Raw genomic sequence first — 24,154 nt, 5'->3', positions numbered from 1 at the left:
TACATATAAAAAAATAATCAGTTTTAAAATGCCATATATTCAATTTATCTGCTTTAAAACTAAGAAATATTCTTTTATACTTTTAATGAGATAAAATTATTGCACAAAATTCAATCGATTACATCATCTGTGAATATTTTAACGATCCCAATAAAAAATACATTTTTCAGGAAATTTTCTCATAATTTTTCTCTAAAAATCCCTACAGTCAATTGGAATCAAAAATGAGTAAAAACCTTTTCTTAAGAATTCATTAACATTAAAAAGATAAAATAACAAAATTATACATCACAAATGAATTCTATAAAGATTAATTCTTCTAATCAGAAAAAAATATTTCACATCATTTAACATTTGGCTATAAAAAAACCCTTAAATAAAATTTAAGGGTAGTAAAATCTAATTGTGATTATTTATTATTCCGTTTGTAATTTCAAAACGGTTTTTTGTTTTTGTATTAAACCAAAAGTTATAATCATCCCTATAATTGCCATACCAACACCTATAAGGTTTGGCGATGCATAACTATAACCGGCTGCCAAAGGCAAACCGCCTAAAAAAGCTCCTAAAGCGTTCCCAATGTTAAAACTCGCCTGAAGTGCTGCAGATGCAATCATCTCTGCATCTTTAGCTGTCTTAATCATTAACATCTGAATGGGTGCTATAACTGAAAAAGAAATGGCTCCTGTTAAAAATGTAAAAAATAACGATACATATTGGTTAAAGGAGAAAAAGTAAACCATAATTAAATCGAGAACCATTATAAACAATAAGGCGAAAACTGTTGGGGCTGGTAAAAATTTATCAGCCAGTTTACCTCCGACAAAATTACCTACAACCATACCGAATCCTGCTAATATCAATATATAAGAAACATTTTCTGGTAAAAATCCCGAGATATTGATTAACAAAGGCGCAATGTAACTAATCCATGCAAACAATCCTCCAAAACCAATTGCCGTGATTCCAATGATTAGCCACGCTTCTGTTTTTTTGAAAAACAACAATTGCGTTTTCATATTTACATCACTGCTTTTTTCTAACTTCGGCATCCATAGAAAAATAAACAAAAAAGTCAGCAGTCCTACAATGGCAATTAATATAAAAGTATAACGCCATATAAAATGATGTCCAATATAAGTACCGATTGGCACCCCTATTAAATTTGCTAATGTCAGACCTGAAAACATTATTGAGATTGCCTGAGCTTCTTTACCTCTATCGGCCAAACGGCTTGCGACTACCGCTCCTACCCCAAAAAATGCTCCGTGTGGCAATCCGGAAAGAAATCTGGAAGCAAATAAAATGTTATAATTGGGTGCTATGATCGAAAGCGCATTAAAAAGAGTTAACATCAAAGCTAAAATTAAAAGCATTTTTTTTGGAGGAAAATTTCTTCCCAGGATAACCAATAATGGCGCTCCAATAACAACGCCCAAAGCATAAGCTGAAATTAAATATCCGGCTACCGGAATCGAAACATTCATATCTAAAGCAATATCGGGCAGTAAACCCATCATTACAAATTCGGTTATGCCAATTGTCAAACCTCCTAATGAGAGTGCAATAAGACTTTTTTTCATTTTTTTGATAAGAAAAGAATAGGTTTTCTATACCGCAAATTTACGTCATAAGCATACAATATAAATTGTAAATTTGCGATATAAAGTTGTACATTTAAGTTATGCCAAAATTAAATCAGTTTAAAACACTTGTCCTTGATGAATTTGAAGAAGAGAAGTTTCACCTTCCTCCACATACACATACGTATTACGAAATCATCTATATCAAAAAAGGGAGCGGTATTCATCACTTAAATAACAATCTGTTACCCTATAAAGCAGGAGATCTTTTTGTTATTTCTCCAGATGACCAACATTATTTCGATATTAAAAAAAGTACACGCTTCATTTTTATCAAATTCACTGATAATTATTTCAACTCAAAACAGAATCTGACTTGTGATGAATTCCTAGTCAATACTCCAGAAAGTTTCATGCGAGACAAAATCCTAAAAGAAACGGTTTTGAAGTTTGATGAACCTTGTAAAACGATTTTAAAAAACACAGTCGAAAACATCGTAACCTACAATCATTATATTGATGTCACTTCTTCGCCAATTGTTTTCTATCAGATTCTGTCGATTTTTGGTTTGATTAAAGAAACCATTCGTTGCATGAATCTACAAATGCAATCGACGCATTTGGATAACGAACAAATTGCCAATTATATTCATCAAAATATTTATAAGCCCAAGTTAGTTCAGGTGAAAGTGATTGCAGATCATTTTAACATTGCGCAAACGTATTTTAGCGCTTACTTCAAAAGGACATTCAGTATTAGTTATCGTGAATATATCCATAATCTGAAAACGACTTTAATCGAAAAAAGATTTCACAACAATCAATTGCCGATTAAGCAAATTGCATACGAATTTGGTTTTACTGATGAAAGTCATTTGACCAATTATTTCAAAAAGCGTAAAAACATGAAACCAACCGATTTTAAGAAACTGTAGTTATTGAAATCTTAAAAAGTGATTTTCTCAAACATTTTTAACTAAATTTGTACTCATAAAAATAATTTCTTTGAAAAAGAAAATCCATATAATAATGCTTTTTATAACACTTAGTTTCTTTTTGAATCCGAGTTATACTTATGCATGCAATATGGAGCATAAAAAAGAAATTGATGCTAAAGAAGAAAACAGCTGTTCTAAAAAATGCTGTGAGAAGAAATCTTCAAAAGAGCAAAAACACAATTGTGATGGAAAATGTCAACATTCAGGCTGCAGTACCTCAGCGTTACAATTCGTTATTTTGACTTCAAATGAAATTAATTTTCAAAACGATGTTTTCAATTTTTCTTTAAAAAATACTATTTCTTCTTATAGTCAATCCAATATTTCTTCTGGATTTACTTCAATCTGGCTGAAGCCGAAAATATAATTATTGTATTTGTGACAGCCCATATTGGGTATTTTTGAAATCAACTTTTTTAATTAATTTTAAAGGAAATAAAATCCTTTACTCAAATACTATACACAATGAAAAAATCAATCATAGCTTTAGCAACAGCACTAACTCTATTATTTAGTGCAAACAATATTCAGGCAAATACCGCAAAATCAGAATCAGAAACAATAGAAATCGTTGATGCAAGTCAGCTTCAACCGGTTTATGATGCTTATTTTAATGTAAAAGATGCACTTATAAAAAGTGACAGCAAATTGACTTCGGCAAAAGCCAAAGATTTGGTTACTGCAATTTCATCTGTAAAAATGGATAAACTGAAAAGCGATGAACATACAGTTTGGATGAAAGTGGTTAAAAAACTAACTGCTGATGCAAAAAGTATTTTAGCTACAACAGATCTTAAAAAACAACGCGATACTTTTAAATCATTATCAAAAAGCACTTATGATTTAATAAAAGTTTCAAATCCGGATCAGCCAATCTACAAACAATATTGCCCAATGGCAGACGCTGATTGGTTAAGCAAAGAAAAAGCAGTTAAGAATCCATACTACGGTTCTTCGATGCTGACTTGCGGAAACGTGGTAGAAACAATCAAATAAATATGAAGCTCTACATCAAAAATATGGTGTGCGCGCGATGTAAAATGGTTGTGGAGTCTGAGTTTGAAAAACTTGGACTTCATACTATTTCTGTAGAACTTGGTGAAGTTGAATTAAAAGAAGAACTAGACGATAAGCAAAAAGAAATTTTATTAGTAAATCTTCAAACTTTAGGTTTTGATTTAATTGATGATAAAAAAACAAAAACTGTCGAAAGAATAAAAAACTTAATCGTCGATTTAGTTCATCATAAAAACAACTATCTCAAAATTAACTTGTCTGATTATTTAGCTGAAAACTTAAATCAGGATTATAATTCGCTGAGTAATCTATTTTCGGAAATTGAAAACACCACGATTGAGAAATATTTCATCAGTCAGAAAATTGAAAAAGTAAAAGAGTTATTGATTTATAATGAGCTTTCGTTAAGTGAAATTGCAGACATTCTAAACTATAGCAATGTGGCACATTTGAGCAATCAGTTCAAGAAAATTACGGGTTTTACGCCTACTTCATTCAAACAATCAAAAGATAAAAAGCGTATTCAGATCGAGAATATATAATCTCTCGCAAAGTCGAAAAAATTATTCTCTCGCAGATTTAAACAGATTGAGCAGATATTTAAAATTATCAAAATTAAATCTGCTCAATCTGCAGAATCTGCGTGAAACAAAAATCTTCGTAAATCTTCGTAAATCTTACAAATCATTCACAAAATTCTACAAACCTAACTCGTCAATAGTTCAGAAATTTGCATTGTAATACTTAAAACCAATACAATGACTCATCAATATATAATTTCAGGAATGTCTTGCAACGGATGCCGAACCAAAGTAGAAAAAACTTTGAATGAAATCGAAGGCGTTCAGGCAGAAGTAACTTTGAATCCGCCAACGGCTAGGATAACAATGGAAAAACATGTTCCGACAGAGAAATTTCAGGAAGTTTTAGCAGCTGCTGGAAATTATACTATTGAAATGGATTCTCCTAAAAATCATGACGAAGCTGCTAAATCCTGCTGTTCTGTCCATAAAAAAGACAATCACGAGCATACTAAAAAAGTACATCAGCACAGTGCAAATGGCATTTATTACTGCCCAATGCATTGCGAAGGCGATAAAACCTATAATAAACCCGGAGATTGTCCAATTTGTGGAATGGATTTAGTTCCAATGCAAGCTTCAGAAAGTCAAGAAAACAAAACCTATACTGATTTATTGAAGAAAATGAAAATCGCGATTTTGTTTACGCTTCCTATTTTCATCATTTCAATGTCAGAAATGATTCCAAATAATCCACTTTACAATATAATATCTATTGAAAAATGGAATTGGGTTCAGTTTCTATTTTCTCTTCCCGTTTTATTTTATGCGGGTTGGATGTTTTTCGTTCGCGCTTACAAATCTATTGTGACTTGGAATCTGAATATGTTTACTTTAATTGGAATTGGAACCAGTGTTGCTTTTCTCTTTAGTATTGTCGGAATGTTTTTTCCGGATATTTTTCCATCGGAATTCAAATCGCATCACGGAACGATTCATTTGTATTTTGAAGCTGCGACCGTAATTATCACTTTAGTTTTATTAGGGCAATTATTGGAAGCAAAAGCACACGGACAAACAAACGGCGCAATAAAAGAATTATTGAAATTAGCACCAACCGAAGCAACTTTAGTAGAAAACGGAAACGACAAATCAATCTCAATTCACAACATTCAAAAAGGAAATTTATTACGAGTAAAACCAGGAGAAAAAATTCCGGTTGACGGAAAAATAACTTCTGGCGAAAGCAGCATAGACGAATCGATGATTACCGGAGAACCAATTCCGGTAGATAAAAAAGTTGGAGATGTTGTAATATCAGGAACGATAAACGGCACCAAATCATTTGTGATGATTGCTGAGAAAGTGGGTTCAGAAACCATGCTTTCGCAGATTATCCAAATGGTAAATGACGCCAGCAGATCTCGCGCGCCAATTCAGAAATTAGCCGATCGTGTTTCTAAATATTTTGTTCCGACAGTTGTTTTTATTTCGATTTTGACATTCTTTATTTGGGCAAAATTTGGCCCGGAACCCGCTTATGTTTACGGATTGATCAATGCTATTGCGGTTTTAATTATTGCCTGTCCTTGCGCGCTTGGATTGGCAACTCCAATGTCGGTTATGGTTGGTGTAGGAAAAGGTGCTCAGCACGGAATTTTAATCAAAAATGCCGAGGCTTTAGAAAACATGAATAAAATTGATGTTTTAATTACTGATAAAACAGGAACCATTACGGAAGGAAAACCATCTGTAGAAAAAATTTATGCCATTAATAATGACAAAGATTATCTCCTTGAAAACATCTCTTCTTTAAATCAACACAGTGAACATCCTTTGGCGCAGGCCGTAGTCAATTTCGCAAAAGCAAAAAATACTACATTAAAAGAAGTTCAGGGTTTTGAAACTATTGCCGGAAAAGGAGTTTTAGGAACTATAGAAGGCAAAAAAGTAGCTTTAGGAAACAAAAAACTAATGGATGAAATTGGAGTTTCGATCAACTCAGATTTAGAAAACAAAGTAACTGCCGAACAAAATCTTGGAAAAACAATTTCGTACATTTCTATTGAAAAAGAAGTTTTAGGATATGTTGCCATTACCGATGCGATTAAAGAAAACAGTGCAAAAGCCATCAAAGAATTAATAGATCAAGGCGTTGAAGTAATTATGCTGACTGGAGATAACTACAACACAGCAAAAACGGTTGCCGATCATTTGCATTTGAGTTCTTTTAAAGCGGATTGTCTTCCCGAAGATAAATTGAAAGAAATCGAACGTCTTCAGGCTGAAGGAAAGATTGTTGCAATGGCCGGAGACGGAATCAACGATGCGCCTGCTTTAGCACAATCTAATATCGGAATTGCGATGGGGACAGGAACTGATGTTGCGATTGAAAGTGCCAAAATTACCTTGGTAAAAGGAGATTTAAACGGAATTGTCAAAGCCAAAAACCTCAGCCATGCTGTAATGTCAAATATCAAACAAAATTTATTTTTTGCTTTTATTTATAATACTTTAGGAGTGCCAATTGCAGCAGGGATTTTATATCCAATTTTTGGGATTTTGCTTTCGCCGATGTTGGCAGCGGTTGCTATGAGTTTAAGTTCTGTTTCGGTAATCGTAAATGCTTTACGATTGAGAAATTTAAAATTATAATCTAATATGAAAATCAAATACCTCTTTATACTTTCACTAATTTCTTTTCAGCTAAAAGCCCAAAAAGTGGTGCGATACGATTTGCACGTTCTTGATACGATTGTCAATTTTTCGGGGAAAGAAAAACGTGCGATTTCGGTTAACGGACAAATCCCGATGCCGACTTTGACTTTTACCGAAGGCGATATTGCCGAAATTTATGTGCATAACGAACTCAAAAAAGAAACCACTTCGATGCACTGGCACGGATTGTTTTTACCCAATAAAGAAGATGGCGTACCATATTTAACACAAATGCCGATTGAACCTGGAACGACTCATAAATATACTTTTCCAATTATTCAGAATGGAACCTATTGGTATCACAGTCATTCTGGTCTGCAGGAGCAAATTGGTTTGTACGGACTTTTCATTATCAATAAGAAAAAAGACGATCCGACTATTCGAAAAGGCATTGACGATTTGCCGACAATTCCAGTCATTTTAAGCGAATGGACCGATCTTAAGCCGGAAAATGTACAGCGAATGCTGCACAATGCCAACGATTGGTTTGCCATAAAAAAGGGCACGACTCAAAGTTATGCCGAAGCTGTAAAACAAGGCCATTTTTCGACCAAAGTAACCAACGAATGGAAACGAATGAACGCGATGGATGTAAGCGATGTTTATTATGAAAAGTTCCTCATTAATGGTAAAAACGAGCAACAGTTTTCAGACCTTAAACCCGGCTCAAAAGTCCGCTTAAGAATTGCCAACGGAGGCGCTTCCAGTTATTTCTGGCTGACTTATGGCGGAGGAAAAATTACCGTTGTGGCCAGCGACGGAAATGACGTTGAGCCTGTACAAGTCGATCGTTTGATAATTGCCGTTTCTGAAACCTATGACGTTGTCGTTACGATTCCTGAAGACCATAAATCTTTTGCTTTTTTGGCTACAGCCGAAGACAGAACTGGATCTGCGTCTTTGTTTTTAGGAAATGGTGAAAAACAGCCCGTTCATCATCTTTCGAAATTAAAATATTTTGAAGGCATGAAAATGATGAACGACATGATGAAAATGAACGGCGAAATGAATGACATGGGCATGAATATGTCTTTGAATAAAATGGACATGAATGCCGTAATGTATCCTGAAATTTCGGGGGAAGATGAAAATGCAAAACCTGTAATGGACCATTCGAATCATAATATGGACGGAATGAAAATGGAAAGTGACAGTACTGAAACTTCAGAAATTGTGACTTTGAATTACGGAATGCTGAAATCTCCTCTTAAAACGAACTTTCCAAAAGATGCGCCAGTAAAGGAATTACGTTTCACTTTATCCGGAAATATGAATCGCTACGTTTGGAGTTTAGACAATAAAGTAGTTTCTGAAACAGATAAGATTCTAATTAAAAAAGGAGAAAACATTCGTATTACATTATATAATGGTTCGATGATGCGCCACCCAATGCATTTACACGGACACGATTTTAGAATTCTAAACGAACATGGCGATTATTCTCCATTAAAAAATGTGATTGATATTATGCCAATGGAAACCGATACGATCGAATTTCAGGCAAATGCAGACGGCGACTGGTTTTTTCACTGTCATATTTTATATCACATGATGGCAGGAATGGGACGTATTTTTAGTTACGAAAATTCAGCTCCAAATCCGCTAATTCACCATGCTGAAATGGCTTATAAAATGCTAAAAATGGATGATCGTATGTTTCATTTTATGGGCGAAAATGATTTTGCTACAAATGGAAATGATGGTGAAGCGATGTTTAGCAATACGCGTTGGAGCATCGGAACGGAATGGAGGCTGGGTTATAATAACGAACATGGCTACGAAACCGAAACCCATATTGGAAGATATATCGGAAAAAATCAATGGTTAATGCCTTTTATCGGTTTTGACTGGCGTTACCGAAAAATGGGAATGGACGAGCATGAAGAAAATCTTTTTGGACAAAGTAATACCAAAGACAATCGTTCAGTTTTTAGTGCTGGTCTTGAATATACGTTGCCAATGCTGGTAAAAGCACAAGTTGAGGTTTATACCGATGGAAATGTTCGTTTACAATTTGAGCGAAAAGACATTCCGCTTGCGAGAAGTTTACGAATGAATTTAATGTGGAATACTGATAAAGAATATATGGCTGGTTTGAAATATATCGTTGCCAGAAACTTCGGAATCACGACGCACTATGATAGTGATATGGGAATTGGTTTTGGGGTTAATTTGAATTATTAGTAAAAAAGAAAAAATTACGGTTTACCATAAGATTATGCTTTAGATAGTCACTAAATTTGTGTTTTTAAAATTATTAATTTATGAAAAAAATATTTTTTTTATACATTTTACTAATATCCAATATTGATTATGCACAAGATTGTCCAAATCGTATTGGATCTTTAGTAATTAATTCTACAACATTCCGGTATTTTTCGAACATATGTCTCAGCTGTAACATTTATGGATTACCAACAATAAAAAATAAAGAGGATTATTTATTATATAAAGTTGCTCAAAGTGAACTTAATAATGATCCACTAGATGAATCAATAGCATATGAAGTCAAACCAGATTTCGAGAACATAAAAAGTTCATACAATATGGAAATAGCTTCATTAAACGATTCCATTAAAGTTATTTTTATTCCTATTTTTTTAACCAATGGTATATACATAAAGAATCCCCTTTTAAAATTTAAAAATGATAATTTGTTTTACATGAGTGCCAGTTTATCAAAAGAGTACAGAGATATTATTTTGGAAAAATACAAGGGAAAAGGACATAAATCAGAAGAAAAAACAACACCCAATACTTGTAAGGATTTAAAATTCAAAAAGTATAAAAATAGCTTTTACCAGTATTTCTTTGCTTCCGAAGAGAATAAAATAAGAGCATTACTTACGTTTGATTTAAAAATAAATAAATATTGTGAAGTAGAGATAAATAATAGAATTGAAATTTTTGATTTCGATATTTATACAAGTTAAAGTGATAAAATCATTCCTAATATGGAAAAATTACAAAAAGAAAAGAATGACAAAATAAAATTGGATAGAGAAGAAAGATTAAAAAAATTCTAACTTTTTAGTTTATATTTACTTATAGACATATGTTTAAAATATTTTGACATCAAATCTTCAATCAAAAAAAAGAAAAATAATTAACAATTAAATTAAACAAAAATGAAAAAATTATTTACTGTTTTAGCCATCGCTTTATTCACAATTGGATTACAAGCACAAGACACAAAATCAGCTCCTAAAAAAGAAAAACCTAAAAAAGAATCTTGCTGCAAAAAAACAGCTGCTGAGAAAAAATCCTGTTGTGCAAAAAAATAATTCGAATTGTATTTCAACAAAAAAGACCTCAATTGAGGTCTTTTTTGTTATTTATAGTTTTTGCATAAAATCATTTCAAACGAACGCTCCATTCAAAATCCATTTCAGAAACCTGAGCACCTTCTTCATTTGTTCCTATAGATTTCATCCAGAAGGTCTGTCCTTCGCCTGTTTCTATTGTTCTTTTAATAGCTTCTGTAATTAAATGCCCATCGTTGCAGACAAATGTAATTCTGCCTGTAGCCTTTTTTGTGAAGTTTCCTTTGTTGTTGGCAACCAACATCGAAATTTTCTTTCCGCTTTCCTGAATTTGTGAAATGACCAATGCTCCGGTCGTTAACTCAGCTGCCATTGCCTGAACAGCAAAATACATCGAGTTAAAAGGATTTTGATTGATCCATCTGTGCTTTACCGTTACAGTGCAACTATTCTGATTAATAGCTTTAACACGTACCCCGCAAAAGTAAGCTGATGGTAATTTGAACAACACAAATTTATTGAGTTTTGAAACTGAAACTGCCATTTGATATATTTTTTATGTAAAAATACAAAAAAACTATGCGTGCACAATAAATTGAGTGTACTTTCTAAAAGCCCCAATAAAATCAATACTTGAGAATGATTTTCAATCAATTAGAGTTCAAATATAAATTTTGTTTTTGTTAAAATAATGTTAATATTTGGTACTATGTAAAACAAGATACTGTCTTTTAGATATATATTTGCATAAGAAATTACTATATACTTTTAATCATGAAAACATCAACACCACTCATCATGGAAAAAACATCAGAAAAGAATACAGCAGCATTTACTCATTTGAGTACATTAAGTCAGTACATCATTCCGTTTGGGAATTATATTTTTCCACTTATCATCTGGACAAATTATAAAGATAAATCTGAATTTGCAGATCACCACGGAAAACAGGCTTTGAACTTTCAGTTAAGCTTATTGCTTTACACTTTGATTTTAGCACTTATTGCAATTCCGATTTTTGTAACTGTATTTTTGCAGAATCTTCCAATCGAAGCGATTATTAATGATGAAGATTTTATCATCAGAAATTTTAATCTTGAGGGAAACATTGGTCTTTTAAGTGTTGGAATTACAGCAGTAGTTCTTTTTGGATTATTAAAATTTGTTGAATTCTTTTTAGTGATTTATGCTTCGATAAAAGCTTCAAACGGAGAATTATACAAATATCCGCTAACAATTCCTTTTATAAAGTAATCTGCTAAACATTAAAAGTTATAGATTCCCAAGAGCCCTAGCCCTGATAGAAGCGGCATCCTTTTGTGGCGGGGTTCGCCACAAAAGATAAAGCGGATAGCAGGAAACAGCTCCTAAAAAACAATCAATCATCAATCATCAATCATCAATCATCAATCATCAATCATCAATCATCATCAATCAAAAAACGAATTGTTCAATCTAAAAAAAATGAAATGAAATTATGAACATTGAAAACACAAAAGCACAGATGCGCAAAGGTGTTCTTGAGTTTTGCATCTTATCGGTACTAAAAGAAAAAGACGCATATACATCTGAAATACTAGACACTTTAAAAAACGCAAAATTATTAGTTGTTGAGGGAACTGTTTACCCTCTTTTAACCAGACTAAAAAACGACGGTTTACTCAATTACAGATGGGAAGAATCGACATCGGGGCCACCAAGAAAATATTATGGATTAACCGAAATAGGACAAACATTTTTAAACGAACTTAGCGGAACCTGGACAGAATTGTCTGACGCCGTAAAACTAATCACCAATCAAAATCAATAAGTCATGAACAAAACAGTAAATATTAACTTAGGCGGTATGTTTTTTCACATCGATGAAGATGCATATTTAAAATTGACACGCTATTTTGACGCTATAAAAAGATCATTAAACAACTCATCTGGTCAGGATGAAATTATTAAAGATATTGAAATGCGTGTTTCTGAACTTTTAACAGAAAAACAGAAGAGCGAAAAACATGTTGTTGGCTTGAAAGATGTTGACGAGGTGATTGCGGTAATGGGACAACCTGAAGATTACAGACTTGAAGACGAAGGAAGTACTAATCAGTCTTTTAATTCTGATAACAGAAAACATAAAAAATTATACCGTGACAAAGAAAAAGGTATGATTGGCGGTGTAGCAACAGGTTTAGGACATTATTTTGGAATAGACGCTGTATGGATTAAAATCGTGTTCTTAATATTTGTTTTTGCAGGTTTTGGAACTGGAATCTTAGCTTATTTTGTATTATGGGTTGTAACTCCTGAGGCGGTTACAACCTCAGAAAAACTGGAGATGACTGGAGAACCGGTAACGATTTCTAACATAGAAAAAAAAGTTCGTGAAGAAATTGACTCATTGTCTGATAAATTTAAAAATGCAGATTATGACAAAATGGGAAACCAGGTAAAGTCGGGAGCTGAGAGAATAAGTAGTTCATTTGGAGACTTTGTCATGACGGTTTTTAAAATCTTCGCTAAGTTTTTAGGAGTAATTCTGATTATGTCCGGAATCACTGTTCTAATATTATTATTAATTGGAGTGTTCACTTTAGGTACAAATGTTTTTCTTGATTTTCCTTGGGAAAACTTTATTGAAGCCGGAAATTTTACTGAATATCCTATCTGGTCATTTGGCTTATTAATGTTCTTTGCTGTTGGAATTCCGTTTTTCTTTATGACACTTTTGGGTTTCAAATTGTTATCGCCAAATACAAAAACAATCGGAAACATTGCCAAATATACTCTGTTAGCAATTTGGATTATCGCAGTCGCAGTTGCCATCAGCATCGGAATCAAACAGGCTACTGAAATTTCATACGACAATAAAACGGCAGAGAAAAAAGCAATCAACATTACTCCTAATGACACATTGTATGTAAAGTTTAGATACAATGATTACTATGCGAAAGACTTAGATCATCATAAAGAATTTGAGTTTGTACAGGATTCTGCCAATAATGCTTTAATTTACTCAAATGATGTTCGTTTGCATGTATTGCATACCGACCAGGCCGCTCCTTATTTACAAATAGAAAAAAGCGCCAGAGGAAACTCGTTTACAAGTGCTAAAAAAAGAGCAGAAAAAATCAATTATAATATTGACATTAAAGGAAATTATTTAATTTTGGATAATTATTTTCTTACAGACGTTAAAAATAAATTCAGAGGTCAGGAAGTAGATGTGTTTTTATATTTACCAGAAGGACAATTATTTAAACCGGATGCTTCTATACAGGATTATGATGATTCTGAAAATGATTTTTTCAATTTACATTTCAGTGGTAACTATAGCTATAAAGTACAGGGTTCCAAAATTAAATGTCTGAACTGCCCTGTAGATGAAGACGATTATAATGATGCCGAAGAACAAGAAACTATTGAAAATGATACTATAAAAGAAGTGTCGATTAAGATTAATGGAGAAGAAGTTTTAAATGCCAAAAAGAACAAAGGAAGGCTAACCACTGATAAAAACGGAGTTATAATCAAAATTAACTAAACCATGATAAAAATAATCATTCATATTACGAAATTCATTATTGCAGCAATCACTGCATTATTGTTTGCCTCTTGTAACTTCAACGTGAACTCAATTGAAGGCAGCGGGAATGTAACCACTCAAAAAAGAATCGTTGAGGGTGATTTTAAAAAAGTATCTGTGAGCAATGCAATTGATTTGGTAATCATACAGTCTGATTCAACTGAAATTACAGTTGAGGCTGATGATAATCTGCAAAAAGACATTATTACGAAAGTAGAAAACGGAACATTGATTATTAAATGCAAATACAGTTCGTTTGGCGATGTTACTAAAAGAGTAACTGTAAAAATGCCTGTTATTAACAAACTGGAAGCTTCGAGTGCATCTACTATACAAACCGAAAGAGTTATTTTGGGAGAAGATATTGCCCTGGAAGCATCAAGTGCAGCTACAATAAATATTGAAATTGAATCAGATAATATTACATGCGATTCAGGAAGCGGAAGCACAATTAATATAGAAGGAAAAGCATTAAAAATTAAAGCTTCGGCATCAAGTGGTGCAAGTATCAATGCTCAACAAATGCAGGCCAACGATGTTGTAGCAGAAGCATCAAGCGGCGGAAGTGTACATGTGCATCCAATCGTAAATTTAAAAGCAGAAGCTTCAAGCGGTGGAAGCATTAATTATGACTCATCACCTAAAACAATCGAAAAAACTGAAAATTCAGGTGGGAGTGTCAGCAGAGGATAACGCTATTTTGTGTTAAATATAAAAGAAATCATTCATCAAAAGTGGATGATTTTTTTATATTTGTCAAAATCAAAATCTAGAATTAATGAAAAAAAATACAGCCCTTATCTTATTGTTATTAGTTACTACATTCACTTTTGCCCAAAAAAGAGAAAAAGTAAAAGGTTCTAAAATTGTCACAACATCCATAAAAGAAGTTGGTGATTTTGATGCTCTGGAAATAGATGATAATATTGAAGTCTATTTAGAGAGAGGCGAAAAAAATGAAATAAAAATTGAAGCCGACGATAATTTGCACGAGATTATCCAAATGGATTTAAGAGAAAAAACCCTTCGTTTATATACATCAAAAGAGTCTTCCATTTTTAAAAAACTATCCGTTCGTGTTACTTATACAAAATCATTAACAAAAGTAATTACTAAAAATGAAGCCATAGTGTATGCTATTCAGGAACTTCAGTTAGACGATATTACATTTAATAGTTTCGATTATTCTAAGTTGCTTTTGAATGTGAATGCAAAGAAATTCAATTTAGTTGCAGATGATAAATCAAAATCTGAAATAAATTTAAAATCTGAAGATGCTGTATTGCAATTAAGCAAAAGCTCATCTATAAAATCCTTAGTATCTTCAATTAAATTCAAATGTGATTTATACCAAAAAGCAAACGCTGCTATAGAAGGAGTTGCTGAAAAAGGCAGCATTCGTATCGATAACAATTCTACTTTTACGGGAACAAAGTTTACTATAAAAGAAGCAAACTTTACTGCTGAAGCTAATGCTACAGGGACTGTATTAGCTGAAATCTCAATATCTCTGGCAATTAGTGACAAAGCTGAAGTTTCGCTTTTGGGTAAGCCAACAATTCAACTTACACGTTTTAGTGAAGAAGCAAAATTGATTAAGAAACTTAAGTAGTTAGATTTATTTCATAAGTCGTTCATTTTAAAGATGAGGAAAGAAAGAAATTTACTCCGCAAAAACTGGCCTGATTTAAGAGCAGAAATAACTGCAGTAATTATTCAAAATAAAATTTCTAAAGAGGATTTTCGTCCATTATCTGTAAATGAAGACTGGAAACAAATTGAAAATAATATTATAGAAGCATTTTGTTTTTATACTCCTAACAAAACTCCCTGGCTTTGGAATAACTTTAAACTTGATACATTTTCAACTTCAAATTTTATTGATAGACCCGAAACTTACTTAGACAAATTAGTTGAAGAAAAAGAAAAGGTTTGGTATATTGTTAATGAAACAATTAATGAAACTGATAAGTTTTGGTTTTATGAAGGTAAAATAAAAGGAATACAAACCATTATTGATAAAAGTTGGTTTGATGAACTTTATATTGTATCAAAGAAGTACAAATGGTTAATTGCTATCAATCATCATGATATCTTAATTGCAACGGGGGAAATAATGCCGGATAAATTAAGAAAATTGGAAATAAGATAAATACAAAAAATCTCCGTCTAAAATTTAGACGGAGATTTTTTATAGATAAGCTTTATGATTTCAAAAACAGAAAACCTGAAGAAACTCTTTAAATTATTCTTTAGCTGCTAAATATCTTTCTGCATCAAGCGCTGCCATACAACCTGTACCAGCTGCTGTAATAGCCTGACGATACACATGGTCGGCAGCATCTCCAGCCACAAAAACACCTGCTACATTTGTTTTAGATGTTCCCGGAGTGTTTACAATATAACCTGTTTCGTCAAGAGTGATGTAATCTTTAAAGATATCTGTATTTGGTTTATGACCAATGGCCACGAAGAAACCTGTTGCAGGAATTTCAATAACTTCTCCATTAGTTTTATTTAATGCTTTGATAGCGTGAACTACATTTCCGTCACCTAAAACTTCAACAGTATCGTGATTCAGTAAAATCTCAATATTCTCGGTTTTACGAACACGCTCTTCCATAATTTTTGAAGCTCTGAATTTTTCGCTTCTTACCAGCATCGTTACTTTTTTACACAATTTTGATAAGTAATGTGCCTCTTCACAAGCTGAATCCCCTGCTCCAATAATTACAACTTCCTGATTACGGTAGAAAAACCCATCGCAAACGGCACAGGCAGAAACCCCTCCACCCATATTTAAGTAATGCTGTTCTGATGGTAATCCCAAATATTTAGCTGAAGCCCCTGTAGAAATAATAACCGTTTCACAGTGCAGTTCTATTTTATCGTTAATCCAAACTTTATGGATATCTCCGGAAAAATCAACTTTTGTAGCCCATCCGTCACGAATATCAGAACCAAAACGTTTGGCTTGCTCTTGCAACTGAATCATCATTTCCGGCCCTGTAACTCCATCAACATAACCCGGAAAATTTTCCACTTCATTAGTAGTGGTCAACTGACCTCCAGGCTGCATTCCCTGGTATAAAACCGGATTCATATTTGCTCTGGCAGCATAAATAGCAGCAGTGTAACCCGCAGGACCAGATCCTATGATTAGGCATTTAATTTTTTCGATTGTATCTGACATAGTATTTATAGTTTTTAGAGATGCAAATGTAAACTTTATTACAAAAAATTCCCCTCAAAATAAATCCTAAATAACTATCTTAAAATAAGTTTTATTTATTTTTAGTTTTTTCTTTTGAAAACAGAATTTATTACTATATTTGCATCCGCTTACGGGGTGTAGCGTAGCCCGGTTATCGCGCCTGCTTTGGGAGCAGGAGGCCGCAGGTTCGAATCCTGCCACCCCGACAAAAAGCCGAACAGAAATGTTCGGCTTTTTTGTTTTAAACCTAATTGTAAATGCATTACGGATTACACTTGTATTCTTTACAGCACTAAAAAATCAAAGTTATATATTGGGCAAACAAATGATATTCATGACAGAATAAAAAGACATAACAGCAGAGCATCGCTTTCTACAAAAAATGGCATACCATGGAAAATCATTTATTCTATTGTATTAAATTCAAAACCTGAAGCTGTTTTATTTGAATTTACAACTCAAAGTATTACAATTACATGGAATGTAATTTAGGAATTTAACTTATTTAGGATCCCAAACCTTCGAAAATTCAACAATAGGAAAAAAAAAGATCCTGTCATCAACTTTTTTAGTAAAATCTTGTCTGAATTCAATTCTATACAAATAATTAATCCCTTTTTTATAGGGATACATTTTTTTATCCTTCTCTATCCACATATAATTTGTATAAAGAACTTTTAATCTTAGATTTTGATTTTCAATAAACCAATTTGATTCTTGAATAGTAATTAAATCTGTAGAATCTTTTAGTGCAGCATCAGGTTCTCTAAATCTAGTTACGGAAACCGTTCTGTCTTTATTGAATTTTAATACCATATAACTGTCAACTCCCATTGTTGAGAAAGTTTTCTTATTGGCTAAGTCAATCCCAGGCAAAAAAGCACCACTTTGAAAAATCCACTCGCCTGTAAGTCGGTTTTCAATTTTTCGGTTTTCAAAGTTTTCGCGAAATGTTTTGCAAGATGTCAACCCTATTAATAGAAAAAATAAAAAAAGATGTTTTTTTAGATCAAAATATTTACTTTTCAATACATTATACTAATTAGATAATTTTCAATACAATTTGATTATTTTCTACAAACCTAATCCTGCAGATTATACTTTTATAAAAAGTACAAATGTATTAGCTATTTTTAGGTTTTGAGGTTTTTTGAAGTTACTTCAATATTTTCTGGAGTAACTCTTTATGTCTTTTTGTATAAAAATATCCTTCTTTTTCAAGTTTTACAATGCCTCTGTAGCCTTCTTTTAATTTGGGTTCTACCGTTTTTGCCTTGCTAATCGTTTTTTCACTTCCAACTTTATCATTAAGCAAATACTGAACGGTAAACAAGCCTACAAGCTGATCAATTTCCGGTTTATAGGTTACTGCTTCCTTAAAATATTTAAGAGAAGCCTCCAATTGATCATCTTCCATATAACAATACCCAATATTAGAAAAAACATCTGCATGCTGTTTCTTTTCATTGGCTGAATAGTTTTTCACTATATCTAAGTAATCATACAATGCATTTTGATACTCTCCTACAATTTGTCTACTTACCCCTCTTTTAAACAATAATCCATAATCCTTACTTTCCGGTGTACTCAATCGTATGGCTTTAGTAGTATACAAAATTGTATTATTATAATCCATAGCATCAAAATATAAAGAAGCTAAAAATGCATTATTTGAGTAATCTCCCGGCTCCAAATCAATTGCAATTATAACAGATTCTATTGCCTTTTTAAAATCTTTTTGTACATCATAAATTATGGCACTATTTATATAGGCTTGTGTCAGGGAAGGATTAACTTCTATTGCCTTAGCATACATTTCTAATGCAAGATCATATTTTTTGTATTTTTTATAATGATTACCGAAATTATAATAATTATTAGCATTTTTATTATCTGTAATTAAAGCTTTTTGATAGTAGTAAAATGCACTGTCTTTCTTTAATTCATTATTGCTATATATATTTGCTAAATTACCATAAGCTCCTGATAGGTTATCCTTTAACTGAATGCATTTTTTATACATCTTTATTGCCATCCCTATCTGGTTATCGTGTTCATACATAACGCCCATGTCTAAAAGGATATCGGTATCTGCAGGATTAATTTCATAGGCGCGCTTCAGTTCTGTGTTGGCTTTCTCAGGCTGCTTCAAAGAATTGTAGATTTGAGCTTTTTTAAAATATAATTCAGCATTATCAGGATTATTCATCAATCCTGTTTCAATAACTTTTAATGCCTCTTCTTTTCTGTTAAGCTTTATCAAAGACTCTGATTTGTTAAAAAAATAACTATAATACGGTTTCTGAGCAATCGCTTTATCAAAATAAAGTATTGCTTCATTGTCATTACCTAATTGGTTATAACAGCTTCCAACATAAAATAATGCATCATTATAATTACCATTTTCTTTTTCTCCTTTTTCCAGATATTCTTTTAAATAAACAATAGCACTTTCCCATTTATGCAATTTAAAATAAGTATAACCAAGGTTATAATGCGTATTGTTATTTGAGTCCGAAACTTCTAATAACAAAGTTTTATGATACAAAGGTAATGCCTCTTCAAATTTCCCAATGTCAGAATAGCAATTGGCTTTCATAAGATAAAAGTCAACCAAATCACCGGTACAAAACTGCAAGGCTTTTTCACAAATTTCTATTGCCTTAAGCTGTTGCCCTGATTTTGCATAAATCAAAGCAATGTTATAATAGGCTGTATTATTAGTATTATCCAATTTCAAAACCCTGTCATATTCTATCATTGCCAAATCTGACTTACCTTCTACCTGATACTCATATCCTTTGGTCAGATAATCATTTATTAATAAATCTCCTTCCCTTTGCTTTGGCTGAGAATAGATTGACAGTCCAATAAAAAATAGAAGAAAAAAACATCGGTTTTGATGTAAAATGAAGTTCATCAGTTTCATAAAATAAATTTAGCTTTGGTGTATTAATAATTCGAGAATAGCCTAAAAATTGGTTGTTGAATGAACTCTTCAAATTAAATTTTGGCTTTAACTTCCTCTAACTATAAGAAGATTTGTAATTGAAAATATTATATTAGAATTTGGCTAAACATATACAATTAAAAATAAAAATGAATAATTATATGTGTCTAATTATTAAAATAATTCCTGCAAATATACAGCATGAGCAGGCAATTTTCTCACAAGATCTTTAATAAATTTAAATCAAATCTTATTTATCTATAAAACACACAATTAACATGATTTAAATAAAAAAAATCACATAATGTATTCCGCTTTTTGTAGAGATATTTTTCTTTTACACCAAAAAAGTTTCCAGTATTAATAAATGTAAATCCAAAAAGTAAAAAATTAAAAAACTGTTATCGCATTAAAATGTTATTATATTTACCAATTAGAAACATTTATTTACAACTATATGGAGGTTTTTCTTTTAGCAGGATTATTTGGTATTCTTATTTACATTCTTAATACAATTAAAAGTCGCTTTGATAATCTAGAAAATGATATTCAAAAGCTTAGCAAAAAAATCGATCTTTTAAAAACAGCTGAAAAACCTATTGAAAAACCGATATCCGCTTCTGTTGTTATTCCAAAAGAAGAAATCAAATTCGAAGAAAATGTAGAAATTAAAGAGGCGCCAATTCCTGCAATAAAAGAAAAAACATCAGAATTTAAGCCTGCACAAATAGATCTTTCTATGGAGGCGAAACCGCGCCTTACTAATCAGGAAGCAATTAAAAAACCTATTACTCCTATTGAACCAAAAAAATCATTTTGGGAAAATTTCAAAGAACAAAATCCGGACTTAGAGAAATTTATTGGTGAAAATCTGATCAACAAAATTGGTGTTTTAATTCTGGTTTTAGGAATCAGTTATTTTGTAAAGTATGCGATTGATAAGGATTGGATCAACGAACCTGCGCGTGTTGGAATTGGCGTATTATGTGGTGTCTTAGTAATGGGAATTGCACATAAATTACGTAAAAATTACGCTGCTTTCAGTTCGGTAATTGTAGCCGGGGCTATTGCGATTTTCTATTTTACAATCGGAATTGCTTTTCATGATTATCATTTGTTTAATCAATCCATTGCTTTTAGCATAATGGTTGTCATCACAGCTTTTAGTGCTTTAATATCATTATCTTACAATAGAATAGAGCTTGCTGTACTTTCTTTAATTGGTGGCTTTTCAGTTCCTTTTATGGTTAGTGCCGGAGAAGGAAATTACATCGTGCTCTTTAGTTATATTACTATTCTAAACATTGGAATTTTAGCCATTGCCTATTACAAAAAATGGAATCTTGTTAACATACTCACCTATATTTTTACGGTTTTACTTTATGGAGGATGGCTCGCCGATGACTTGACAGGTGAAAAACCACATTACCTTGGCGCTTTACTGTTTGGATTTGCCTTCTATTTTATTTTTATCCTAATGAATATCATTAACAATATAAGAACAAAAGGAGAATTCTCTAAAACTCAATTGACTATTTTAGCAAGCAACACCTTCTTGTTTTATGCAGCTGGAATGGCAATTTTATCAAATTTTCATCCTGAATTAAGAGGTTTGTTTACTACCGCAATTGCATTGTTAAATTTGACTTATGCCTTGTTTTTATACAAAAAATTCGGATTGGACAAAAAAGCAGTTTACTTACTTATTGGATTAACACTGACTTTTATAACACTGGCAATCCCTATTCAGTTTGAAGGCAATTATATTACACTATTCTGGGCTGCAGAAGCTGTTTTATTGTTGTGGCTTTCTCAAAAATCAAAAATTTCAAGTTATCGATTTGGCTCTGTAATCGTTCATATCTTAATGATTATTAGCCTGATAATGGACTGGGATTTATTTTACAGCAATGATTTACCTTTAAAAATTATAATTAATCCAATATTTATAACAGGCGTTTTTGCTTTCTCATCGCTATTTGCAATTTGGTTTTTATTAAAAAATGAAACCGAAACCATTACATTTTTCAATATCACTTTCAATCCTGAAAAGTATAAAAAGTACGTTTTGATTATAGGGCTTTCTATATTGTATTTAACAGGTTTACTCGAAATTTTTTACCAGTCAAATACTCATATTGAAAATATTAATAGCGCCATTGCATTACCTGTTCTTTATCATTTATTGTTCTGCGTCATGTTAAGTTCTGCTTTAATTAAAAGCAAAACGAATGAAGGATCTCAGCTGGCTATCATAATTGCTGTTACAAATATTGTTTTGTTTACTTTCGGTTTTTCAAATTATGCTTTTTTCGAACATACGGATATCATTCGTACAGGGAAGGGTCAGCCAATAGCATTTTATCTTCATTATATTTCATTAGCAATAATCGTATATTCCGGCTATCAATTGTTCCAGATTCAAAACAGGAACAATTTCAGTTTTTTCAAAAATCGTTATTTTGTCTGGGTCGCAGCGTTCTTTATTATTTATATTGCAAGTTCAGAAGTCATGCTTCATGGTCTTGTATTGATGAATTCACCAGTCACATTACAAGACATACAAACCAGCACAATGTATGCAAGTTACAAATCTGAAATCCCTTACCTTCGTGAATTGATAGCAGAAGATGTTATTGGATTGGCGAGAACTAAAATAATAAAAACCGGCTTCCCAATACTGTGGGGAATTCTGGCTTTTGCATTTTTAATTATCGGAATAAAAAAGCAAGTCAAAACAATTCGAATTATTGCGCTAAGTTTACTTGGATTAACAATCTTGAAATTATTTTCATACGACATCAGCAACATTTCTGAAACCGGAAAAATCATATCCTTTATTCTTTTAGGAATCTTAATTTTGATAATTTCTTTCGTTTATCAAAAAATAAAAGTGCTTGTTATTGATGAAACCAAACCTAATGAAACTGATGAAACTGATGAAATTAAATAATTTTTTTATACTCTTATTCCTGACTAACTTTTCGTTTGGTCAATTTCAAATTACCGGAAAAATAAAAGAAGTCAAAGAAAATGGTTTACATGAAATTGTTTTGTCACCAGAAATCCGTTCACATTCTAAACAAGAATTAAGCGATATCAGAATTTTTAATTCTAAAGGAAATGAAATTCCATATTTCATAAAAAGTAATTCTGAAGCTTTATTAAATACATTTGAAGAATATAATATTGTTTCAAAAACAGTGTCCCCTAAGAAAAGTACTTCGATTGTTGTTGCTATTCCATTAACCAAAAACAACAATCAGCTTTCTCTGTTTATTGCTAATGCCGATGTTGAAAAAAAGTATTCTATATCCGGCAGCAGCGATCAGAAAGAATGGTTTGGAATATCAAATTCACAAGTTTTATATGACTTAAACAGTTCGACAGAAGCAAGTGTAGTAAAAACTATTTCCTATCCGTTAAGCACTTATAAATATTTAAAAATTGATTTTGATGATCAAAAAACACTTCCAATTAATATTTTAAAAGTGGGGAATTTTAACACGCAACTTCAAAAAAACACATTACAGGAAATTAAACCCAAAAAATCGTCAACATCTGAAATTTCATCTGAAAAAGAAACTCAAATCCATGTTGTTTTTGACGGACCACAAGTAATCAACCAGATTACTTGTGACATTACAGGACCAACCTATTATAAACGTAAAGCAATTATTTACAAAAAAGTAACTATTCAAAATAAACGAAAATCGCAAATAGCAGATGAAGAAATTGTTTCATTAGAATTAAATTCAAATACTAAAAACAGTTTTGAAATTCCCGAAATATTCGAAAAAGAATTCTACATCAAAATAGAAAATCACGATAATCTTCCTTTGTCTGTTTCGACAATAAAATACAGTCAAAAACCAATTTCAATTATTGCCGATTTGAATGCAAACGAAAAATACAGCATAAAAACAGGCGATAATAAGCTGACTGAACCTGATTATGATCTTTCTGATTTTAAAAATAATATTAAAGGAATTTTACCTCAAACATATATTTACAATATTCAGCAAAATTCAACAGCGAAAAATAAAACGGAGCATACATCTTTTTGGCAGCAAGGTTGGTTTATGTGGCTCTGTATTTTGTTTGGCGGAATTACGATTTTATTTTTCACAACAAGTCTTATAAAAGATCTGAAAGAAAAAAAATAGACTAAATTTTAAATTTTAGTTTTAAAAAATAATTTCTTCCCCTGTTTGTTTGATATTTGATATAACAAACAGAAAGAAATTTCGTAATACCTAAAAAATAAATCCAATCAAACTCCCACCAAACAAAGGCTAAAGAATGTTTAGCAAATG

General features: G+C 31.9%; 22 protein-coding genes and 1 tRNA gene. 18 read left to right on the top strand and 5 right to left on the bottom strand.

The features are described from left to right. Positions 1 to 416: 416 nt before the first annotated feature. Complete coding sequence (locus tag BXU10_RS01970) at positions 417 to 1,583, bottom strand: MFS transporter (RefSeq protein ID WP_078225886.1); 1,167 nt, start codon at positions 1,581 to 1,583, stop codon at positions 417 to 419. A 101-nt stretch (positions 1,584 to 1,684) separates the two neighbouring features. Here BXU10_RS01970 and BXU10_RS01965 point away from each other — a divergent pair, with 101 nt between their 5' ends. The 8 genes from BXU10_RS01965 (at position 1,685) to BXU10_RS24910 (ending at position 10,121) form a co-directional block, all read left to right on the top strand. Beyond that, entirely contained in the window at positions 1,685 to 2,518 is an 834-nt protein-coding gene (locus tag BXU10_RS01965; protein ID WP_078225885.1) for an AraC family transcriptional regulator, read from the top strand. A gap of 70 nt (positions 2,519 to 2,588) precedes the next feature. Further along, positions 2,589 to 2,948, top strand: coding sequence for a hypothetical protein (locus tag BXU10_RS01960; RefSeq protein ID WP_223255371.1), 360 nt, complete (start codon positions 2,589 to 2,591; stop codon positions 2,946 to 2,948). A gap of 98 nt (positions 2,949 to 3,046) precedes the next feature. Then, positions 3,047 to 3,577, top strand: coding sequence for a DUF3347 domain-containing protein (locus tag BXU10_RS01955; protein ID WP_078225883.1), 531 nt, complete (start codon positions 3,047 to 3,049; stop codon positions 3,575 to 3,577). A 2-nt stretch (positions 3,578 to 3,579) separates the two neighbouring features. Continuing rightward, positions 3,580 to 4,140, top strand: coding sequence for an AraC family transcriptional regulator (locus tag BXU10_RS01950; protein ID WP_078225882.1), 561 nt, complete (start codon positions 3,580 to 3,582; stop codon positions 4,138 to 4,140). Between the two features lie 216 nt (positions 4,141 to 4,356). Continuing rightward, on the top strand, positions 4,357 to 6,774 hold the full coding sequence (locus BXU10_RS01945; protein WP_078225881.1) for a heavy metal translocating P-type ATPase: 2,418 nt from the start codon (positions 4,357 to 4,359) through the stop codon (positions 6,772 to 6,774). Positions 6,775 to 6,780: 6 nt separating this feature from the next. Continuing rightward, entirely contained in the window at positions 6,781 to 9,021 is a 2,241-nt protein-coding gene (locus tag BXU10_RS01940; protein WP_078225880.1) for a multicopper oxidase family protein, read from the top strand. 80 nt (positions 9,022 to 9,101) lie between these two features. Then, on the top strand, positions 9,102 to 9,770 hold the full coding sequence (locus tag BXU10_RS01935; protein ID WP_078225879.1) for a hypothetical protein: 669 nt from the start codon (positions 9,102 to 9,104) through the stop codon (positions 9,768 to 9,770). Between the two features lie 195 nt (positions 9,771 to 9,965). Further along, a complete protein-coding gene (locus BXU10_RS24910) occupies positions 9,966 to 10,121 on the top strand; it encodes a hypothetical protein (RefSeq protein ID WP_189328046.1) in 156 nt (51 codons plus the stop codon). Positions 10,122 to 10,191: 70 nt separating this feature from the next. Here BXU10_RS24910 and BXU10_RS01925 read toward each other — a convergent pair whose 3' ends face one another. After that, positions 10,192 to 10,644 carry a DUF4442 domain-containing protein gene (locus BXU10_RS01925; protein WP_078225877.1) on the bottom strand — a complete coding sequence of 151 codons (453 nt, stop codon included), beginning with the start codon at positions 10,642 to 10,644 and terminating at the stop codon, positions 10,192 to 10,194. Positions 10,645 to 10,874: 230 nt separating this feature from the next. Between BXU10_RS01925 and BXU10_RS01920 the strand changes: the two genes are divergently transcribed. The 6 genes from BXU10_RS01920 (at position 10,875) to BXU10_RS01895 (ending at position 15,826) form a co-directional block, all read left to right on the top strand. Beyond that, positions 10,875 to 11,354, top strand: a complete 480-nt coding sequence (locus tag BXU10_RS01920; RefSeq protein WP_223255370.1) for a DUF4870 domain-containing protein — start codon at positions 10,875 to 10,877, stop codon at positions 11,352 to 11,354. 223 nt (positions 11,355 to 11,577) lie between these two features. Beyond that, on the top strand, positions 11,578 to 11,910 hold the full coding sequence (locus tag BXU10_RS01915) for a PadR family transcriptional regulator (protein WP_017498072.1): 333 nt from the start codon (positions 11,578 to 11,580) through the stop codon (positions 11,908 to 11,910). A gap of 3 nt (positions 11,911 to 11,913) precedes the next feature. Continuing rightward, complete coding sequence (locus tag BXU10_RS01910; RefSeq protein ID WP_078225876.1) at positions 11,914 to 13,632, top strand: PspC domain-containing protein; 1,719 nt, start codon at positions 11,914 to 11,916, stop codon at positions 13,630 to 13,632. Between the two features lie 3 nt (positions 13,633 to 13,635). Further along, complete coding sequence (locus BXU10_RS01905) at positions 13,636 to 14,367, top strand: head GIN domain-containing protein (protein WP_078225875.1); 732 nt, start codon at positions 13,636 to 13,638, stop codon at positions 14,365 to 14,367. Positions 14,368 to 14,452: 85 nt separating this feature from the next. Beyond that, on the top strand, positions 14,453 to 15,286 hold the full coding sequence (locus BXU10_RS01900) for a GIN domain-containing protein (protein WP_078225874.1): 834 nt from the start codon (positions 14,453 to 14,455) through the stop codon (positions 15,284 to 15,286). A gap of 33 nt (positions 15,287 to 15,319) precedes the next feature. Further along, entirely contained in the window at positions 15,320 to 15,826 is a 507-nt protein-coding gene (locus BXU10_RS01895; protein ID WP_078225873.1) for a DUF6756 family protein, read from the top strand. Positions 15,827 to 15,919: 93 nt separating this feature from the next. Here BXU10_RS01895 and trxB read toward each other — a convergent pair whose 3' ends face one another. After that, positions 15,920 to 16,867: a thioredoxin-disulfide reductase gene (gene trxB, locus BXU10_RS01890; protein WP_078225872.1), complete on the bottom strand. Its 948-nt coding sequence runs from the start codon at positions 16,865 to 16,867 to the stop codon at positions 15,920 to 15,922. A 152-nt stretch (positions 16,868 to 17,019) separates the two neighbouring features. Between trxB and BXU10_RS01885 the strand changes: the two genes are divergently transcribed. Further along, positions 17,020 to 17,094, top strand: a tRNA-Pro gene (locus BXU10_RS01885). Beyond that, positions 17,054 to 17,380 (top strand): GIY-YIG nuclease family protein, encoded by a 327-nt coding sequence (locus tag BXU10_RS25715; RefSeq protein ID WP_078227882.1) that lies wholly within the window; start codon positions 17,054 to 17,056, stop codon positions 17,378 to 17,380. Before BXU10_RS01885 ends, BXU10_RS25715 begins: the two co-directional genes overlap by 41 nt. 9 nt (positions 17,381 to 17,389) lie before the next feature. Here the strand turns inward: BXU10_RS25715 and BXU10_RS01875 are convergent, their stop codons facing one another. Next, positions 17,390 to 17,857: a hypothetical protein gene (locus BXU10_RS01875; protein WP_078225871.1), complete on the bottom strand. Its 468-nt coding sequence runs from the start codon at positions 17,855 to 17,857 to the stop codon at positions 17,390 to 17,392. Positions 17,858 to 18,044: 187 nt separating this feature from the next. Then, complete coding sequence (locus BXU10_RS01870; RefSeq protein WP_189328045.1) at positions 18,045 to 19,808, bottom strand: tetratricopeptide repeat protein; 1,764 nt, start codon at positions 19,806 to 19,808, stop codon at positions 18,045 to 18,047. A 487-nt stretch (positions 19,809 to 20,295) separates the two neighbouring features. Between BXU10_RS01870 and BXU10_RS01865 the strand changes: the two genes are divergently transcribed. Next, positions 20,296 to 22,791: a DUF2339 domain-containing protein gene (locus BXU10_RS01865; RefSeq protein ID WP_078225869.1), complete on the top strand. Its 2,496-nt coding sequence runs from the start codon at positions 20,296 to 20,298 to the stop codon at positions 22,789 to 22,791. Continuing rightward, positions 22,745 to 24,004 carry a hypothetical protein gene (locus BXU10_RS01860; RefSeq protein WP_123921938.1) on the top strand — a complete coding sequence of 420 codons (1,260 nt, stop codon included), beginning with the start codon at positions 22,745 to 22,747 and terminating at the stop codon, positions 24,002 to 24,004. The genes BXU10_RS01865 and BXU10_RS01860 overlap by 47 nt, the downstream gene beginning before the upstream one ends. Positions 24,005 to 24,154: the final 150 nt, after the last annotated feature.

Source organism: Flavobacterium sp. LM4 (genome assembly GCF_002017935.1).
Classification (GTDB): Bacteria; Bacteroidota; Bacteroidia; order Flavobacteriales; family Flavobacteriaceae; genus Flavobacterium; species Flavobacterium chungangense.
Note: the sequence above shows the minus strand (reverse complement) of the source record. Positions and strands in the feature narration are given on the sequence as shown.

What these genes read in the sequence shown, in the direction of transcription:
- BXU10_RS01920 (WP_223255370.1), top strand. Translation starts at nt 10,875, where the DNA reads ATGAAAACATCAACACCACTCATCATGGAAAAAACATCAGAAAAGAAT.
- BXU10_RS01865 (WP_078225869.1), top strand. Translation starts at nt 20,296, where the DNA reads ATGGAGGTTTTTCTTTTAGCAGGATTATTTGGTATTCTTATTTACATT.
- BXU10_RS01940 (WP_078225880.1), top strand. Translation starts at nt 6,781, where the DNA reads ATGAAAATCAAATACCTCTTTATACTTTCACTAATTTCTTTTCAGCTA.
- BXU10_RS01965 (WP_078225885.1), top strand. Translation starts at nt 1,685, where the DNA reads ATGCCAAAATTAAATCAGTTTAAAACACTTGTCCTTGATGAATTTGAA.
- BXU10_RS01945 (WP_078225881.1), top strand. Translation starts at nt 4,357, where the DNA reads ATGACTCATCAATATATAATTTCAGGAATGTCTTGCAACGGATGCCGA.
- BXU10_RS01915 (WP_017498072.1), top strand. Translation starts at nt 11,578, where the DNA reads ATGAACATTGAAAACACAAAAGCACAGATGCGCAAAGGTGTTCTTGAG.
- BXU10_RS24910 (WP_189328046.1), top strand. Translation starts at nt 9,966, where the DNA reads ATGAAAAAATTATTTACTGTTTTAGCCATCGCTTTATTCACAATTGGA.
- BXU10_RS01900 (WP_078225874.1), top strand. Translation starts at nt 14,453, where the DNA reads ATGAAAAAAAATACAGCCCTTATCTTATTGTTATTAGTTACTACATTC.
- BXU10_RS01870 (WP_189328045.1), bottom strand. Translation starts at nt 19,808, where the DNA reads ATGAACTTCATTTTACATCAAAACCGATGTTTTTTTCTTCTATTTTTT.
- trxB (WP_078225872.1), bottom strand. Translation starts at nt 16,867, where the DNA reads ATGTCAGATACAATCGAAAAAATTAAATGCCTAATCATAGGATCTGGT.
- BXU10_RS01935 (WP_078225879.1), top strand. Translation starts at nt 9,102, where the DNA reads ATGAAAAAAATATTTTTTTTATACATTTTACTAATATCCAATATTGAT.
- BXU10_RS01910 (WP_078225876.1), top strand. Translation starts at nt 11,914, where the DNA reads ATGAACAAAACAGTAAATATTAACTTAGGCGGTATGTTTTTTCACATC.
- BXU10_RS01970 (WP_078225886.1), bottom strand. Translation starts at nt 1,583, where the DNA reads ATGAAAAAAAGTCTTATTGCACTCTCATTAGGAGGTTTGACAATTGGC.
- BXU10_RS01955 (WP_078225883.1), top strand. Translation starts at nt 3,047, where the DNA reads ATGAAAAAATCAATCATAGCTTTAGCAACAGCACTAACTCTATTATTT.
- BXU10_RS01895 (WP_078225873.1), top strand. Translation starts at nt 15,320, where the DNA reads ATGAGGAAAGAAAGAAATTTACTCCGCAAAAACTGGCCTGATTTAAGA.
- BXU10_RS01860 (WP_123921938.1), top strand. Translation starts at nt 22,745, where the DNA reads ATGAAACCAAACCTAATGAAACTGATGAAACTGATGAAATTAAATAAT.
- BXU10_RS01905 (WP_078225875.1), top strand. Translation starts at nt 13,636, where the DNA reads ATGATAAAAATAATCATTCATATTACGAAATTCATTATTGCAGCAATC.
- BXU10_RS01925 (WP_078225877.1), bottom strand. Translation starts at nt 10,644, where the DNA reads ATGGCAGTTTCAGTTTCAAAACTCAATAAATTTGTGTTGTTCAAATTA.
- BXU10_RS01950 (WP_078225882.1), top strand. Translation starts at nt 3,580, where the DNA reads ATGAAGCTCTACATCAAAAATATGGTGTGCGCGCGATGTAAAATGGTT.